This is a genomic window from Salmonella sp. GDC200615 (genome assembly GCF_050574145.1).
Lineage (GTDB): Bacteria > Pseudomonadota > Gammaproteobacteria > Enterobacterales > Enterobacteriaceae > Salmonella > Salmonella enterica.
In genome coordinates this window covers 1,061,040-1,077,959 of record NZ_CP192247.1, presented here as the reverse complement: position 1 = coordinate 1,077,959, position 16,920 = coordinate 1,061,040, and the positions used below count along the sequence as shown (strand labels likewise).

15 protein-coding genes are annotated in these 16,920 nt (G+C 54.0%); 7 read left to right on the top strand and 8 right to left on the bottom strand.

Going from position 1 to position 16,920, the window contains the following annotated elements:
* Positions 1-20: 20 nt before the first annotated feature.
* On the top strand, positions 21-683 hold the full coding sequence (can, locus tag ACQ29O_RS05045) for a carbonate dehydratase (RefSeq protein WP_000651591.1): 663 nt from the start codon (positions 21-23) through the stop codon (positions 681-683).
* Between the two features lie 57 nt (positions 684-740).
* Here the strand turns inward: can and hpt are convergent, their stop codons facing one another.
* A complete protein-coding gene (hpt, locus tag ACQ29O_RS05040) occupies positions 741-1,277 on the bottom strand; it encodes a hypoxanthine phosphoribosyltransferase (protein WP_000683342.1) in 537 nt (178 codons plus the stop codon).
* Positions 1,278-1,482: 205 nt separating this feature from the next.
* On the opposite strand from hpt, the gene ACQ29O_RS05035 reads away from it, so the two are divergent.
* A complete protein-coding gene (locus ACQ29O_RS05035; protein ID WP_000829726.1) occupies positions 1,483-3,873 on the top strand; it encodes a glucose/quinate/shikimate family membrane-bound PQQ-dependent dehydrogenase in 2,391 nt (796 codons plus the stop codon).
* 77 nt (positions 3,874-3,950) lie between these two features.
* Here the strand turns inward: ACQ29O_RS05035 and cueO are convergent, their stop codons facing one another.
* Positions 3,951-5,561 (bottom strand): multicopper oxidase CueO, encoded by a 1,611-nt coding sequence (gene cueO, locus ACQ29O_RS05030; RefSeq protein ID WP_253336189.1) that lies wholly within the window; start codon positions 5,559-5,561, stop codon positions 3,951-3,953.
* A gap of 201 nt (positions 5,562-5,762) precedes the next feature.
* Here cueO and ACQ29O_RS05025 point away from each other — a divergent pair, with 201 nt between their 5' ends.
* From ACQ29O_RS05025 to speD, 3 genes are all read left to right on the top strand, one after another.
* Positions 5,763-6,110 carry a YacC family pilotin-like protein gene (locus ACQ29O_RS05025; RefSeq protein ID WP_000846613.1) on the top strand — a complete coding sequence of 116 codons (348 nt, stop codon included), beginning with the start codon at positions 5,763-5,765 and terminating at the stop codon, positions 6,108-6,110.
* Between the two features lie 106 nt (positions 6,111-6,216).
* Positions 6,217-7,077, top strand: coding sequence for a polyamine aminopropyltransferase (speE, locus tag ACQ29O_RS05020; protein ID WP_020936828.1), 861 nt, complete (start codon positions 6,217-6,219; stop codon positions 7,075-7,077).
* A gap of 20 nt (positions 7,078-7,097) precedes the next feature.
* Positions 7,098-7,892, top strand: coding sequence for an adenosylmethionine decarboxylase (gene speD, locus ACQ29O_RS05015; RefSeq protein WP_000734295.1), 795 nt, complete (start codon positions 7,098-7,100; stop codon positions 7,890-7,892).
* Positions 7,893-7,921: 29 nt separating this feature from the next.
* Here the strand turns inward: speD and ACQ29O_RS05010 are convergent, their stop codons facing one another.
* The 5 genes from ACQ29O_RS05010 to yacL all read right to left on the bottom strand — a co-directional run bounded on the left by ACQ29O_RS05010 (position 7,922) and on the right by yacL (position 12,490).
* A complete protein-coding gene (locus tag ACQ29O_RS05010; RefSeq protein ID WP_000678254.1) occupies positions 7,922-8,689 on the bottom strand; it encodes a DeoR/GlpR family DNA-binding transcription regulator in 768 nt (255 codons plus the stop codon).
* Positions 8,690-8,698: 9 nt separating this feature from the next.
* Positions 8,699-9,682, bottom strand: a complete 984-nt coding sequence (locus ACQ29O_RS05005; RefSeq protein WP_000448745.1) for a D-threonate 4-phosphate dehydrogenase — start codon at positions 9,680-9,682, stop codon at positions 8,699-8,701.
* The gene (gene dtnK, locus ACQ29O_RS05000; protein ID WP_000782194.1) at positions 9,672-10,943 is read right to left on the bottom strand and encodes a D-threonate kinase; all 1,272 of its coding nucleotides are present in this window, start codon (positions 10,941-10,943) and stop codon (positions 9,672-9,674) included. Before dtnK ends, ACQ29O_RS05005 begins: the two co-directional genes overlap by 11 nt.
* On the bottom strand, positions 10,940-11,893 hold the full coding sequence (locus ACQ29O_RS04995) for a 2-keto-3-deoxygluconate permease 1 (RefSeq protein WP_001022089.1): 954 nt from the start codon (positions 11,891-11,893) through the stop codon (positions 10,940-10,942). The genes dtnK and ACQ29O_RS04995 overlap by 4 nt, the downstream gene beginning before the upstream one ends.
* 234 nt (positions 11,894-12,127) lie before the next feature.
* Positions 12,128-12,490: a protein YacL gene (yacL, locus tag ACQ29O_RS04990; RefSeq protein WP_061672701.1), complete on the bottom strand. Its 363-nt coding sequence runs from the start codon at positions 12,488-12,490 to the stop codon at positions 12,128-12,130.
* Positions 12,491-12,760: 270 nt separating this feature from the next.
* On the opposite strand from yacL, the gene ACQ29O_RS04985 reads away from it, so the two are divergent.
* Together ACQ29O_RS04985 and ACQ29O_RS04980 are read left to right on the top strand one after the other, a co-directional pair.
* Entirely contained in the window at positions 12,761-13,084 is a 324-nt protein-coding gene (locus ACQ29O_RS04985) for a low molecular weight protein tyrosine phosphatase family protein (RefSeq protein WP_001101536.1), read from the top strand.
* Between the two features lie 416 nt (positions 13,085-13,500).
* The gene (locus tag ACQ29O_RS04980) at positions 13,501-13,965 is read left to right on the top strand and encodes a membrane protein (protein ID WP_000110443.1); all 465 of its coding nucleotides are present in this window, start codon (positions 13,501-13,503) and stop codon (positions 13,963-13,965) included.
* A gap of 39 nt (positions 13,966-14,004) precedes the next feature.
* Here ACQ29O_RS04980 and acnB read toward each other — a convergent pair whose 3' ends face one another.
* Complete coding sequence (acnB, locus tag ACQ29O_RS04975; RefSeq protein WP_000888958.1) at positions 14,005-16,602, bottom strand: bifunctional aconitate hydratase 2/2-methylisocitrate dehydratase; 2,598 nt, start codon at positions 16,600-16,602, stop codon at positions 14,005-14,007.
* Positions 16,603-16,920: the final 318 nt, after the last annotated feature.

Genomic DNA, 16,920 nt, shown 5'->3' with positions numbered 1-16,920 from the left:
GTTACAGGTCGTTAACTTCCATGAAAGACATAGATACACTCATCAGCAACAATGCACTATGGTCAAAAATGCTGGTGGAAGAGGACCCCGGATTTTTTGAGAAACTGGCGCAAGCGCAAAAACCGCGCTTTCTATGGATTGGATGTTCCGACAGCCGCGTTCCCGCAGAGCGTTTAACCGGGCTTGAACCGGGCGAATTGTTTGTTCACCGTAATGTGGCTAACCTGGTTATTCACACCGATCTGAACTGTCTCTCCGTGGTTCAGTATGCGGTAGATGTTCTGGAAGTTGAGCATATTATCATTTGCGGCCACTCCGGTTGCGGCGGTATCAAGGCTGCGGTAGAAAACCCTGAGCTGGGCTTGATTAATAACTGGCTGCTGCATATCCGCGACATCTGGCTTAAACATAGCTCGCTGTTGGGAAAAATGCCCGAAGAGCAACGTCTGGACGCGCTCTATGAATTGAACGTCATGGAACAGGTCTATAACCTGGGGCATTCCACCATTATGCAGTCAGCGTGGAAACGCGGTCAGAATGTGACCATTCACGGCTGGGCGTACAGTATCAATGATGGCCTGCTGCGCGATCTTGACGTCACCGCCACCAACAGAGAAACGCTGGAGAACGGCTATCATAAGGGTATTTCCGCCCTAAGTCTGAAATACATTCCCCACCAATAAGCCATTAGCTATAGGCCGGATAAGTCGCTTTAGCGACGCCATCCGGCATTTCTGCGCTTACTCGTCCAGCAGCACCACTTTACCAACATACGGTAGATGGCGATAACGCTGAGCGTAGTCGATACCGTAACCGACTACAAATTCGTCCGGAATCGAAAAGCCAACGAACTCAACCGGCACGTCCACTTCGCGGCGAGAAGGTTTATCCAGCAGCGTACAAATCGCCAGCGATTTCGGCTCGCGCAGGCCCAGGATTTCACGGACCTTCGACAGCGTATTACCGGAATCAATAATGTCTTCGACAATCAGCACGTCTTTACCACGAATATCTTCATCCAGATCTTTGAGGATTTTCACGTCGCGTGTGGTGGACATGCCGCTACCATAACTGGAGGCGGTCATAAAATCGACTTCATGAGGAACCTGGACTTCACGGCACAGGTCCGCCATAAACATAAATGAGCCACGCAACAGACCTACCAGCACCATTTCACTGCCGCTGTCTTTATAACGTTCGGTAATCTGACGACCCAGCTCGGCAATACGTGCTTTGATCTCCGCTTCGGGGATCATGACTTCAACAGTATGTTTCATATTTATAACCATATGATTTAAAAACAAATCACTCAATGCCGGTGACTAATAACGCCGCATTGACGCGCAAGGCACGTAGTATAACAGCAAACGTATTCATTCGCGGCATTTGATAAGAAAGCTCATTTTGTGATGACGATCACACATGTTAATTCCTATACTTAATTGCTACTAAAAAATTAACAATTTGGGATGGTGTCTTTTTATGGCAGAAAATAACGCACGATCGCCACGATTACTCGTGACGCTGACGGCCCTCTTTGCAGCACTTTGTGGGCTGTATCTTCTTATCGGAGGTGTCTGGCTGGTTGCTATTGGCGGTTCCTGGTACTACCCCATCGCGGGCCTCGTGATGCTGGTTGTGGCCGGATTGCTATGGCGCAGTAAACGTGCCGCACTGTGGCTGTATGCCGCCCTGCTGCTGGCGACAATGATTTGGGGCGTGTGGGAAGTCGGGTTCGACTTCTGGGCGCTCACGCCGCGTAGCGATATCCTGGTGTTTTTCGGCATCTGGCTAATATTGCCGTTTGTCTGGCATCGGCTGGTGGTTCCTTCCAGCGGCGCAGTGGCGGCGCTGGTCGTGGCGCTGCTGATTAGCGGCGGCATTCTGACCTGGGCCGGCTTCAACGACCCGCAGGAGATCAACGGTACGCTTCGCGCCGACGCCACGCCCGCCGCAACAAGTTCGTCGATCGCCGACGAAGACTGGCCGGCCTATGGACGTAATCAGGAAGGCCAACGCTATTCGCCGCTGAAACAGATCACTGCGGATAACGTTCACCAACTGAAAGAAGCGTGGGTCTTCCGCACCGGCGATCTGAAACAACCCAACGATCCGGGCGAAATCACCAACGAAGTGACCCCGATTAAAGTCGGCGATACGCTTTATCTGTGTACAGCTCACCAGCGTCTGTTCGCGCTGGACGCCGCCAGCGGTAAAGAGAAGTGGCATTTTGATCCTCAGTTGAAGACCGATTCGTCTTTCCAGCATGTGACCTGCCGCGGCGTCTCTTATCATGAGGCCAAAGCGGATACCGCCTCGCCGGAGGCCATCGCCGACTGTCCGCGCCGTATTATCCTCCCGGTCAACGACGGTCGCCTTTTCGCGGTGAATGCCGAAACCGGCAAGCTGTGTGAAACCTTCGCCAACAAAGGCGTCCTGAATCTGCAAACCAATATGCCGGATACCACGCCGGGACTGTATGAACCGACGTCGCCGCCGATTATCACCGATAAAACAATTGTCATTGCCGGTTCGGTCACGGATAACTTCTCTACCCGCGAAACGTCCGGCGTTATCCGTGGTTTTGATGTTAATAGCGGTAAACTCATGTGGGCCTTCGATCCGGGGGCGAAAGATCCGAACGCGATTCCAGCCGATGAGCACGCTTTTACCTTTAACTCGCCGAACTCCTGGGCGCCTGCCGCCTATGATGCGAAACTGGATCTGGTCTATCTGCCGATGGGCGTGACCACGCCGGATATCTGGGGCGGTAACCGCACGCCGGAGCAGGAACGTTATGCCAGCTCCATCCTGGCGCTGAATGCCACCACCGGGAAACTGGCCTGGAGTTATCAGACCGTCCATCACGATCTGTGGGATATGGACCTGCCGGCACAGCCGACGCTGGCGGATATTACCGTTGACGGTACTACCGTTCCGGTTATCTATGCGCCAGCGAAAACCGGTAATATCTTTGTGCTGGACAGACGTAATGGCGAGCTGGTCGTGCCCGCCCCGGAAAAACCGGTCCCGCAGGGCGCGGCAAAAGGCGATTACGTCGCCAAAACTCAGCCGTTCTCTGATTTAACCTTCCGCCCGAAAAAAGATCTCTCCGGCGCGGATATGTGGGGCGCGACCATGTTCGACCAACTGGTGTGCCGCGTCATGTTCCACCAGTTGCGCTATGAAGGTATCTTCACCCCGCCGTCCGAGCAGGGGACATTGGTATTCCCTGGCAACCTGGGGATGTTTGAATGGGGCGGTATTTCCGTCGATCCAGACCGTCAGGTCGCTATCGCTAACCCGATGGCGCTGCCGTTTGTCTCGAAGCTGATCCCACGCGGCCCGGGTAATCCGATGGAGCCGCCGAAAGACGCGAAAGGTACTGGTACAGAAGCGGGTATTCAGCCACAGTACGGCGTACCATTCGGCGTCACGCTGAATCCGTTCCTTTCGCCGTTTGGCCTGCCGTGTAAACAACCGGCCTGGGGCTATATTTCCGCGTTGGATCTGAAGACCAATGAAATCGTGTGGAAGAAACGTATAGGGACGCCGCGCGACAGCATGCCGTTCCCGATGCCGGTTCCGGTGCCGTTCAACATGGGGATGCCCATGCTGGGCGGGCCAATCTCAACCGCCGGTAACGTGCTGTTTATCGCCGCGACCGCCGACAACTACCTGCGCGCTTATAACATGAGCAACGGGGAAAAACTGTGGCAGGGACGTTTACCCGCCGGAGGCCAGGCAACGCCGATGACCTATGAGGTAAACGGTAAGCAGTACGTGGTCGTTTCTGCCGGAGGCCACGGTTCGTTTGGTACGAAGATGGGCGACTATATCGTGGCCTATGCTTTGCCTGACGACGCGAAATAACCATTAATGCCCGGCGTATGCCGGGCATTGTGCCGGGTGGCGGTTTCGCCTTACCCGGCCTGCGTCGGAGACATCGGTCAGACCGTAAATCCTAACATCATTCCCGTATCTTCATGTTCTAACAGATGACAGTGCGCCATATAGGCATGTTCCTTCGGTGCGTCGTGATCGAACTTGACCAGCACTTCGCTGATCCCCCCCTCAACGCGTACCGTATCCTTCCAGCCCGTTCTGTGCGCCGCTGGCGCTTTGCCGTTCTCTGACAAAATACGGAACTGGGTGCCGTGAATATGGAAAGGATGCAGCATCATGTCACCCACGCCGGAAATCACCCAACGTTCATGTCGGCCTTTTTGCGCCGCGAACATCGGTTTGTTCATATCGAAGCCCTGGCCGTTGATAAAGTTAGCGTTATGGAAGTCGAATTTTCCGCCGTGATTCATATTGCCCATCGCGCCATGATTCATCCCGCTGTGATCCATGTTGCCATGATCCATTTCGCCATGCCCCATATTGCCGCCCTGCATATGCGCGTTCATGCTGTCATGATCCATGCCGCTCATCGCCTGAGCGCCATATTTCTTCATCAGCATTTGCATCCCCATCATATCAAGACGCGGGTCCATCGACAGTTTCAGGTTGCGCACCGTCAGCCCTTCCAGCAACGGCAACGCCGGCATCGTCGTCAACGTATCCGGCAGCGTACCGGAGGCGGTAATCCGCAGCGGCTGGATACGCATTACCGGATGCGGTTTATCAAACGGAGCGATCGCCATTCCCATCTGGCTGACCGGCAGGGTCACCAGATCAAAGGCTTTCCCGTCGCTGATATCCACCAGCACTTCAAAACGCTCGCCCATTAATAACGGCAGTTCGGTGACTTTCACCGGCTCCGCCAGCAGGCCGCCGTCGCTGGCGATCACATAAAGCGGGCGATTATCGCTGGCGGCGATATTCAGCGAACGCGCATTACAGCCATTTAGCAAGCGCAGACGTAGCCAGCCTTTCGGCGCGGAATGCTGCGGATAGATAGCGCCATTGGTCAGCAGCGTATCGCCAAACCAGCCGACGGCGGCGGTCATAATATCCAGTTGATAATCAATCTGGCCATCGGCGGAGAAGCGTTTGTCCTGAATGATCACCGGCACATCGTCGATGCCCCACTGTTTCGGCAGGCGCAATTTGCGAATCTCGTCATCTTCAATCAGCACCAGTCCGGCAAGGCCCATCGCCACCTGGCGCCCGGTTTTGCCGTGTTTGTGCGGATGAATCCAGCAGGTCGCGGCGCGTTGCTCCGGCGTAAACGTCACCGTACGGGTTCCGCCTGCGGGAATAATCCCCTGCGGACCGCCGTCGACGATGCCTGGAATCTCCAGACCATGCCAGTGAAGCGTCGTGTCTTCGGCCAGTTGGTTATGGATATCAACGGTCACGCTTTTTCCTTTGTGAAGCTGTACCGCTGGCCCCAGCAAATTACCGTTGTAGCCCCAAGTTGTCGCGTTCTTACCGGCGAATGTGGACTGTCCGGCTTTAACAATTAACTGCATACGGTTGCTCGCATCTGCCGTTAACAGGTCAGGAATAGGCAACGCGGGACGTTCGGCGGCAAAAGCGGCGCGGCTCCACAGCGGCAGCGCTGATGCAACCCCCAGCGCCACTGAATATTTTAAGAAATCACGGCGTAACATAATCATTTCCTTATAATGAACAGGCAGGTGTCTAAGCTTAGACCCTGCCCTAACGGGAAGGTCAAGCCAGCAACACGTCTTTACCATTCCTGACAGCAATACAATAAGAATGAAAACGCCGCGACCAATCCTGATAATAAAAGTCGTCGCTACGTTCTCAGTATGCTAACGTTGACTTTCCCTGATGCCGTGGTAGAAGCAATGAAGACGTTTTTCAGACCCGTGTTGTTTGGCAGCCTGATGGCCTTATGCGCAAATAGCTATGCGCTTACTGAATCCGAAGCTGAAGATATGGCCGATTTAACGGCAGTTTTCGTTTTTCTGAAAAATGACTGTGGTTACCAAAATTTACCCAATAGTCAGATTCGCCGTGCGCTGGTCTTTTTTGCCCAGCAAAATCAGTGGGACCTGAGTAACTACGACACCTTCGATATGAAATCGTTGGGCGAAGACAGCTACCGCGATCTTAGCGGCATCGGTATTCCGGTCGCTAAAAAATGCAAAGCTCTGGCCCGCGATTCTCTGAGCCTGTTAGCCTACGTTAAATAATCCTCCGCGATCCTATTGCTGAAATAATGACCGTGCATCCACGGTCATTGTTAGCTATGATGTTGCGCCCTTTTTTTACGGGTGTTAACAATGGAGGTATCAGCCAATGGCCGAAAATACGATGTGGCATGAAACGCTACACGACCAGTTTGGTCAGTACTTTGCCGTAGACAACGTTCTGTATCATGAAAAAACCGACCACCAGGATTTAATCATCTTTGAAAACGCCGCTTTTGGCCGCGTGATGGCGCTGGACGGCGTGGTACAGACCACCGAACGCGACGAGTTTATTTATCATGAAATGATGACCCACGTCCCGCTGCTGGCGCACGGTCATGCGAAACACGTTCTGATTATCGGCGGCGGCGACGGCGCAATGCTACGTGACGTTACCCGGCATAAAAACGTCGAAACCATCACCATGGTAGAGATCGACGCTGGCGTAGTCTCGTTTTGCCGCCAGTATTTACCCAACCACAATGCCGGCAGCTACGACGATCCGCGCTTTACGCTAGTGATCGACGACGGCGTGAATTTCGTCAATCAGACCCATCAGACCTTTGATGTGATCATTTCCGACTGTACCGATCCGATAGGCCCCGGCGAAAGCCTGTTTACCTCCGCCTTTTATGAAGGCTGTAAGCGTTGCCTGAATCCGGGCGGCATTTTTGTCGCCCAGAACGGCGTGTGCTTCCTGCAACAGGATGAAGCGCTCGACAGCCACCGCAAGCTGAGTCATTACTTCAGCGATGTCGGCTTCTACCAGGCGGCGATTCCGACCTATTACGGCGGCATCATGACCTTCGCCTGGGCGACGGACAACGACGCTCTTCGTCACCTGTCGAGCGAAATTATTCAGGCGCGTTTTCATGCCGCCGGCCTCAAATGTCGCTATTACAACCCGGCTATTCATGCCGCTGCATTTGCGCTACCGCAATATCTACATGACGCACTGTCCGCACAGTGACGTTAAGGAGGTGATAAAAATTGAAAAAGCTGAAACTGCATGGCTTTAACAATCTGACGAAAAGCCTGAGTTTTTGTATTTACGATATCTGCTACGCCAAAACCGCAGAAGAGCGCGATGGCTATATCGCCTATATCGATGAACTCTATAACGCCAACCGACTGACCGAGATCCTGTCGGAGACCTGCTCCATTATCGGCGCGAACATCCTGAACATCGCCCGTCAGGATTATGAACCCCAGGGCGCCAGCGTCACGATTCTGGTGAGCGAAGAGCCAGTCGACCCGAAACTTATCGATCAAACCGAACATCCCGGCCCACTGCCGGAAACCGTGGTGGCGCACCTCGATAAGAGTCATATCTGCGTGCATACCTATCCGGAAAGCCATCCGGAAGGCGGGCTATGCACCTTTCGCGCCGACATCGAAGTGTCAACCTGCGGGGTGATTTCACCGCTAAAAGCGCTCAATTACCTGATCCACCAGCTAGAGTCCGATATTGTCACCATCGATTACCGCGTGCGCGGCTTTACGCGCGACGTCAACGGTATGAAGCACTTTATCGATCATGAGATTAATTCTATTCAGAATTTTATGTCGGAAGATATGAAGTCGCTGTATGACATGGTGGATGTAAACGTGTATCAGGAAAATATTTTCCATACCAAGATGCTGCTTAAAGAGTTCGATCTTAAGCACTACATGTTTCACACCAAACCGGAAAATCTCACTGAAACCGAACGCCAGGAGATCACCGCCGCGCTGTGGAAAGAGATGCGCGAGATTTACTACGGCCGCAATATTTCGGCGGTCTGATTCACCACTGACAGCGCCTGACGGCGCTGTCACTCCGGCTGCACCAGCGTTAGCGCAAAAGCGCGCCCTTTCAGTTCAACCTGCGCTGACGGCGGCAGATTGACGTCAGTAATCACATCATTAAAGCGCTCAAGCGGCACCACATTAAAGAGCGAATGCGCGCCATACTTACTGCTGTCCGCCAGCAACACTTTGCGCTGCGCATTAGCAATAATCTCCTGTTTAAGCCCGGCCTTATCTTCCGTTGGGGTCGTCACGCCCGTTTTTACCCCCCATGAATTACAGCTCATAAACGCGATGTTCGGGTAAACGCTGCGCAACAGCTTGCGCCCATGCTCACCGATACAGGACTGACTGCTGTCATCGATACGACCGCCGACAATCGTCACTTCAATTTGCCGGAACTCAGCTAAAAACAGCGCAATATGCAGATCGACGGTGATGACCCGCAGCGGAAGATGGGTTAAGCATTTCGCCAGTTCCATCATTGTCGTACCGGCATCCAGCACGACGGCATCGCCAGCATTGACCAGCGATGCGGCAACGCGTGCGATCGCCCGTTTTTCAGCGGGCGATCGCAGTTGTTTTTCATTGGTGGTGGGCTGGGCGGGTTCAAAACGCCGCAGCGCCACGCCGCCATGACTACGGCTGATCACGCCCTGCTCATCCAGCTTGATCAAATCGCGACGGATAGTGGCTGGCGATGCGTCAACCGCCTCAACCAGCTGTTCTACCGTAACCAGCGTATGGTTTTTCAGATACGCCACAATGAGATCCAGACGGTGTTGTCCTTTCATAACAGGGAATTATGCCAGTTGCATTGCCAGTTTGATCGATACGGCCATGCTCTCAGATTTTGCTTTTCCCGTCCAGGCGATATCAAATGCGGTGCCATGATCGGCAGAGGTCCGAATAAACGGCAGCCCCGCGGTGATATTCACGCCATCATAAAAGCCAAGCAATTTCAACGGGATATGCCCCTGATCATGATACATCGCCACCACCATATCATACTGTCCCTCATAAGCCTGGAGAAATACAGTATCCGGCGGGCACGGCCCATAAACGTCCATACCTTTTGCGCGGGCATCGGTAATGGCTGGCGTCAGGATACGCGTCTCTTCATCGCCAAACAGGCCATTCTCGCCCGCATGAGGATTCACGCCTGCCACGGCGATACGCGGTTTAACGTAACCCACACGCTTGAGGAAAGTATCAGCAATGCCAATCACCGTTTCGACACGCGCGGTACTTAACGTATCAAGGAATTTACGCAGCGCGATATGCGTTGAAACGTGAATCACTTTTAGTTTATCGGTGTAAAGTACCATCGCGTAATCGCGGCTATGGGTCAGGGTCGCGAGCAGCTCGGTATGGCCCGGATAGTTGTGCCCCGCCAGGTGCAGCGCCTCTTTATTCAGCGGCGCGGTAGCGATAGCCTGTACGTCGCCCCGTAACGCTAACTCGGTGGCGCGCTTCACGCAGCGATACGCTAAATCCCCCGCCTGCGCCTGAACTTTCCCGGCCTCCAGCGCCTCCGGCTGCGCCAGCGGCTCATCAATCACATGAATGATGCCGGGCGCAAAACGCGCTTCGGCGACCCGTTCAATGGCCCGTAACTCGACGTTCGGCGTGATGCCCTTCGCCTGTAAACGTTTCAACGTTGCGAGGCATCCAATAACCACCAGCGGCGCGCCGTTGAGACCGTCTTCGCTTAGCGCTTTAACAATAATTTCCGGCCCAATGCCCGCTGGATCGCCCATGGTAATGGCAACGGTTTTAGTCTCCACAATACATCTCCTCAATATAATAAAGCGCGTCACACAACGTACTGTCTGAACCGAATCCGCCCGCTTTGGTAATGACCGGCAGATCGTCAATTTCGCTGTTTACAAACGTTCCACAGGGAATACAGGGCGCCACCTCGCTCTGAATGCGATAACCTTCAGCGCCAAGCGCGCCGGCGACGGCGGTAGCGATATCGCCGCCGGTCAGAAACAACCCGCCAATCCGCGCCTGCTCGATAATGTTTAACGTGACGACGCCAAGCCGCTGGCTCAGTCGCTCGCCCAATTGCTGACGGCTCATCGCGGATTTTTCGCACAGCGCGTCGATTAGCTGTCGATCTTCTGCGCGACGGCTGGTGCGTAAAATCGTATGTCGATGCTGACTTAACAGCGCGCAGGCCTGCTCTACGACAGACGCGATTTCCTGCTCCGCGCTATCCGACACCATGCGCGCGGCATCAATATCCACGACCTCCGCACGTCCCCGGCACAGCGCATTATCCACCTGACGTCGCGTGGCTTCGCTCATCGAACCGGCCACCACCAGTACCGGCAGCCGCTGCCGGTCTTGCATAAAAAGTTCAACCGGCAACGCATTCGCCAGACCCGCTGCGCCGACGAGCAGCGGCATCGACGGTTGTCCACACGCCGCTTGCGCAATCAACGTCAGGTCCCGCTCTTCCACCGCATCCACGACGATAATCCCTTCGCCCTCAGCCGCATAAGCCGTAAGTAAGGCGCTTAACCCGCCGCGTCGGACATCCTGCAAAAAGACTTCATACACAGGGATCTCACTTTGCAACGCCACTATCTCGGCAATACGGGAAGAGACAATGGGCGTTTTCGGATCGCTGGCAAATTCGGTTTCCAGTAGCGGGACGCCATTAACCAGACATTTTCCTTCAAGCGTCGTGCGTCCGGCCGCAGGGATCGCGGCGGCGATAACGGCCAGTTTTCGCTGACTGGCGCGCATGGCCGCCGTCACTTCGGCGCCGATATTGCCGCGAAATGTGGAGTCGATTTTTTTGTACACCAGCGGCGCTGGCGATGTCTCACACCACGGCGAAAGCGCGGCATAAACGGCAGATGCCGCCTGATCTGCGGGCATCGCCCGGCTTTCGGTGTTAATGACTAACACATCGGCGCGGCGGGACGGTTTTTGCGACGCGCTCAACATGACTTCCGTTCTCGCCCCCTTCTTCGCCAACTGGACGCCGGTATCATTCGATCCGGTAAAATCATCGGCGATAACTATCATTTTCATGCGTTTTTCTCCAAAGAAGCCTGACGCGCCTGTTTTTTCGCAACCCAGGAGGTCAACACTGGCGTCAGGATTGCCGTGGTGATCACCGAGGCGGCAATCAGCGGAGCGGCAGCAGCGGCCACCTCGGCGAGCGAAGGGTCGGCCTGCGCAATAGCCAGCGGCGTCGCAACGGCATTACCCGCGGTGCTGGAGGCCGCCGCCCCGGCAATGCCAGTTCCGCCAACCAGACGATCTGCGCGAATATTAAAAAAACCGCCAACGAACGTTGTCAGCACGCCGAGCAGAATTCCGGCAAGTCCGCCTTGCAGTAACATTTCCAGGTTGATGCCCGCCCCCAGCGCAAAAGCAAAGAAAGGAATGAGCAGCGGGCCGCCTTTGGTCAAAAAATCGCGCATATGAGGATCAAGATTGCCGAGGATCATGCCGACAACCAGCGGAACCAGCACCGCCACCAGCGCCATAATGGGAATGTTCGCCATCCCTGCCGCGCCCAGCGCAATCATCGTAAAGAAAGGGCCATCATTAAGAGACAAAATAGAGATAGCGCCGACGTCGCGCTCATTGCCGAATTCGCCTACCAACGCAGCATAAAGTCCGCCATTCGAATTGCTCATCGCCGCGATAATCGCCACGCCGCTCAGGCCAAAAATACCCTCCGCGCCGAAAAGATGCTCCACGCCCAGGCCAATGCCGATGGCGACAAGCAACTTAGTGAGCGTAATCGTCCCGCCCTGCAATAACGCCTGGGGCGCGGCTTTCACACTGATACCGGCTCCCATACACAGCAGAAAAGCGCCAATCAGCGGCGCCGCGCCGTTTTTAAATAAGGCGGTGGTAAAACCGCCGATCTCAAGCGCCTGTGGAGCGAAGGTGTTAATGACTGCGCCAATAACGAGCGGTACGACCATCATGCCGCCGGGTACGCGCTCTATTGCTTTTTTGATGTTCATGGTCTTACCGCCTGTTGCTTGTTGTGATTGAATAAAATCATAACGATTATATTCAATCAAATTAAGATCACAAACGCGTCAGATCACAGTTTTAAAATGATTAATAAAAATCAAAAAATCATTCTGCAATAAAAAAGCCGGGATACTCCCGGCTGGAATGTGTGGTGATTTCGTTTCCACTACCGCCCCCAACTGTCCGTCGACTGGCGTTGCGGGACAATAACGAAGAGAGGGTCAGGCTTTACTGACGAATTCCCGATACGCGGCGACGACCCGTAGAAAATCCTCCATGCCGCACAGGGATAAACTCTCTTCATCGTAATAACTCATCCCCTCTTCCATCTCATCGCCGGAAAAATCCAGCTGATTGGCGCGAATCATCACCTCTTCGCCGTCCATCCAGATCGTGTATTCATGCCCTGCTCGTTGCCAGGAGCGTTCGCTGCCTTTGACCGTACACGCGGCTTGTTCTACTTCATCCAGTAGCGAGAGGTTGTCTTTAACCTCTTCATTAAACCAGTGACCGACCACCTCGTGGCCCATCGACATTCGTACTTTTACCCCTCCGGTAACGTCGCGCAGAAATTCGTAATCCATAATTGTTTTCCTCTGCCCTGGCAATGCGCCAATACCGCATTGCGCCTTAAGGTAATTATCGCAGCACGGTGAAAGAAAAACAGCGGGGCGCACAAAAGATAAAATAAAAATGCCAAAACAGTTTATTATTCATACAGAAAGTCACTCTAGCGCTTCAATATATCTACACGCACTCCGACAAAGTGCTACGTGCCGCACCGTGGGGTATTAAGTCTCCACGATTCACAAACTCGCCGTTAGCGAAGCGCGATCTGGAAGAGTATTTATTTAATGAATGTGCTTTTCATATGCAGCCGAAATCAATGGCGCAGCCCCACGGCGGAGCAGGTGTTCCGCCGCTATCCTGGCCTTAGCGTCCGTTCCGCTGGCACCAGCCGCAACGCCAAAAAAAGCGTGTCGTGCGGGTTACTTCAGTGGGCTGACGTTATCTGCGTTATGGAGCAGAAACATAAAGACCGGTTGATGGCTGAATATCGTCGTATTATTGAAAATAAGCCCCTGCACGTACTCGATATCCCCGACGATTATCGCTATATGGACCCTGAACTGGTCAGGCAACTGGAAGAGCTGGTGCCGGAAGTGCTGGGGATATAGGCATTACCAATAGCTGCAAGAAAATTTCCCTCATCCATCACGTTTACATTCACTTAATCTCCGTTAAGCGAAAACTCGACGACAAATTTCACATCAGACAGCGCGCCGTTTAGATGAACTTTTATTATGCGCCGGAAGAGAGCAGTCATTAAAAACGGCTGCCCCTCATCCAGCTATAGCATTACCAGCCCGGCGCCCCTCTGGCGTTTTTTCAGAAATCATCAATACCCTGCCCACGCCGACGCCTGCTAGTCTTTCAGACGCTTCCTTATCATCCGGGTCGTTGTCATGAAATTGTTGGCTACTTGATAAGCACTTTTCAACTGAGCTCCAGCAATGGGCGATATCAGCAGAGAAGCCGTAGTGAGTTGTATTTTTTGTCAGACGGTTGAAGGAAAATTAAGGAAGGATACATTATGTCTGTATTTCGACGAATAATTTATCATAGCGGTTGGTTTATTCTGCTTGGGCCGTTAATAGGCGCAGCCACCGCGATAGGTGTCATAAACTATTCACCCGCCATTATTGGTGGACCAGACTCATTTTTGTTCTGTTTCTACAGAACAATACCAGCATTAGTGATTATTACCGGCTGGATATACAGTCTCCTCCCCGCATGGTTAACCGGTGTCGCCTGCGCGCTGATACCCCTGAAATTATATCAAAAAATAATTAACAGGATGATCCTTTGCGCCATTGCAGGTGGTCTGATCACGACGTTGTTTAATTTGGTGCGATATCGTTTTGACATAAGCATACTGCCATTAATATATGGTGAAGTATTGATTATGCTTATTCCAGCGATTGTAGCCGGGGCATTAATGGGCGGGGTAATTACGTATTTGCCGGGGCTACGGGAAGTGAAGCGTAATAATAAATAAGAAGCGCCATTCGGGCCCGGAAATCCGGGCCCGTCTCTGTTACACCGCAGTCTGGAAAATCACGCCGTCCGCTTTCTCGGTGTACTGAGAAAGCTGGTCAAAGTTCAGATAACGGTAAGTATCCACCGCCGTCTTATCTACCTGCGCCACAAAGGTCTGGTACTCTTCCGGCGTCGGCAGTTTGCCGATAAGCGCTGCCACCGCCGCCAGCTCCGCAGAAGCCAGGAAGACGTTCGCACCGGTACCTAAACGGTTCGGGAAGTTACGGGTAGAGGTGGAGACCACCGTCGCGCCGTCGGCCACACGCGCCTGGTTACCCATACACAGGGAACAGCCCGGGATCTCGATACGCGCCCCGCTCTTACCAAACACGCTGTAGTAACCTTCTTCGGTCAGCTGCGCAGCGTCCATACGGGTTGGCGGCGCTACCCACAGGCGGGTTGGCAACTGGCCTTTGTGGCTATCCAGCAGCTTACCAGCCGCGCGGAAGTGGCCGATGTTGGTCATGCAGGAACCGATGAACACTTCGTCGATCTTCTCGCCCTGCACGTCAGACAGCAGACGCGCGTCGTCCGGATCGTTCGGCGCACAGAGGATTGGCTCTTTGATATCCGCCAGATCGATGTCGATCACCGCCGCGTACTCTGCGTCAGCATCGGCTTCCAGCAGTTGCGGATCCGCCAGCCATTTTTCCATGCCCTGGATACGGCGTTCCAGCGTACGACGGTCGCCGTAGCCTTCCGCAATCATCCACTTCAGCAGGACGATGTTGGAGGTCAGGTATTCAATGATCGGCTCTTTGTTCAACTTGATGGTACAACCGGCAGCGGAACGCTCGGCAGAAGCATCGGTCAGCTCAAACGCCTGCTCCACTTTCAGATCCGGCAGACCTTCGATTTCCAGGATGCGGCCAGAGAAGATGTTTTTCTTGCCTTTCTTCTCAACGGTCAGCAGGCCCTGTTTGATGGCGTACAGCGGGATGGCATGGACCAGATCGCGCAGGGTGATGCCCGGCTGCATTTTGCCTTTGAAGCGTACCAGCACGGATTCCGGCATATCCAGCGGCATCACGCCGGTCGCGGCGGCAAACGCCACCAGACCAGAGCCCGCCGGGAAGGAGATACCGATCGGGAAACGGGTATGGGAGTCGCCGCCGGTACCCACGGTATCTGGCAGCAGCATACGGTTCAGCCAGGAGTGAATCACGCCGTCGCCCGGACGCAGAGAGACACCGCCACGGTTCATAATGAAGTCTGGCAGCGTGTGGTGCGTGGTGACGTCAACCGGCTTCGGATAGGCTGCGGTGTGACAGAACGACTGCATGACCAGATCGGCGGAGAATCCCAGACAGGCCAAGTCTTTCAGCTCGTCGCGGGTCATCGGGCCGGTCGTATCCTGAGAACCGACGGAGGTCATTTTCGGTTCGCAGTACGCGCCCGGACGAATGCCTTTCACGCCGCAGGCGCGACCGACCATTTTCTGCGCCAGCGAGAAGCCACGGCTGCTTTCCGCCACGTCTTTTGCCTGACGGAAAACATCAGAGTGCGGCAGACCCAGCGCTTCACGCGCTTTGGTGGTCAGGCCACGGCCGATAATCAGCGGGATACGACCACCGGCACGCACTTCGTCGATCAGCACGTCGGTTTTCAGTTCGAAGGTTGCCAGTAGCTCGCCGGTTTCATGATTGCGCACTTCGCCTTTGTACGGGTAGACGTCAATCACGTCGCCCATATTCAGGTTAGAAACGTCAACTTCGATTGGCAGTGCGCCCGCATCTTCCATAGTGTTAAAGAAGATAGGCGCAATTTTGCCGCCGAGGCACAGGCCGCCGCCGCGCTTGTTCGGCACGTTCGGGATGTCATCGCCCATGAACCACAGCACGGAGTTGGTCGCGGATTTACGGGAAGAACCGGTGCCCACCACGTCGCCCACGTAGGCCAGCGGGTAGCCTTTTTTCTGCAATGCTTCGATTTGTTTGATGGGGCCGACAACGCCTGGCTGATCCGGCTCAATGCCTTCACGGGCGTTTTTCAGCATCGCCTGCGCATGTAACGGGATATCCGGTCTCGACCACGCATCCGGCGCCGGAGAGAGATCGTCGGTATTCGTTTCGCCGGTCACTTTGAAAACGGTGACGGTGATTTTTTCCGCCAGCGGCGGACGGCTCAGGAACCATTCGGCGTCGGCCCAGGATTGCATCACCTGTTTGGCATATTCATTGCCCGCTTTGGCTTTCTCTTCTACGTCGTAGAAGTTATCGAACATCAGCAGGGTGTGAGACAGCGCTTTGGCCGCAATCGGCGCCAGTTTCGCATCGTCCAGCGCGTCAATCAGCGGATGAATGTTGTAACCACCCTGCATGGTGCCCAGCAGTTCAATGGCTTTTTCTGGGGATACCAGCGGGGAGGTGGTGTCGCCTTTCGCGACAGCAGCGAGAAAACCGGCTTTAACATAAGCGGCTTCATCTACGCCAGGAGGAACGCGGTTGATCAACAGGTCTAACAGGAATTCTTCTTCGCCCACAGGCGGGGTCTTCAGCAGCTCGACAAGCGCAGCCATTTGGGTTGCGTCTAAAGGTTTCGGCACAATCCCCTGGGCAGCACGCTCAGCTACGTGCTTACGGTATTCTTCTAGCACGACGATATCTCCTCGCTCTCATTGTCATAATGCGGCGCTTTTGTTGATGGGCGATTCTCTTCACGCTCCTGTGAGACAGTAGTTAGTAGGGTAAATGCCCGGTACCGCATAAGGCACAATAACAGGATTTTCTTTAAGTGTTAATCTGTTTACAAAAAAGCAACATAAAAAAGTGGCTGAATCGTTAAGGATGGTCTAATGCTCTACTGAGACGGGAGCTGCAGCCATAAATGCTTACCTCATTTCGTGCTTTGATCGTCACGTAACGTTACCGATCCCAACATTAGCTAAAAATTAAACTATCGTCCCTTTATACTC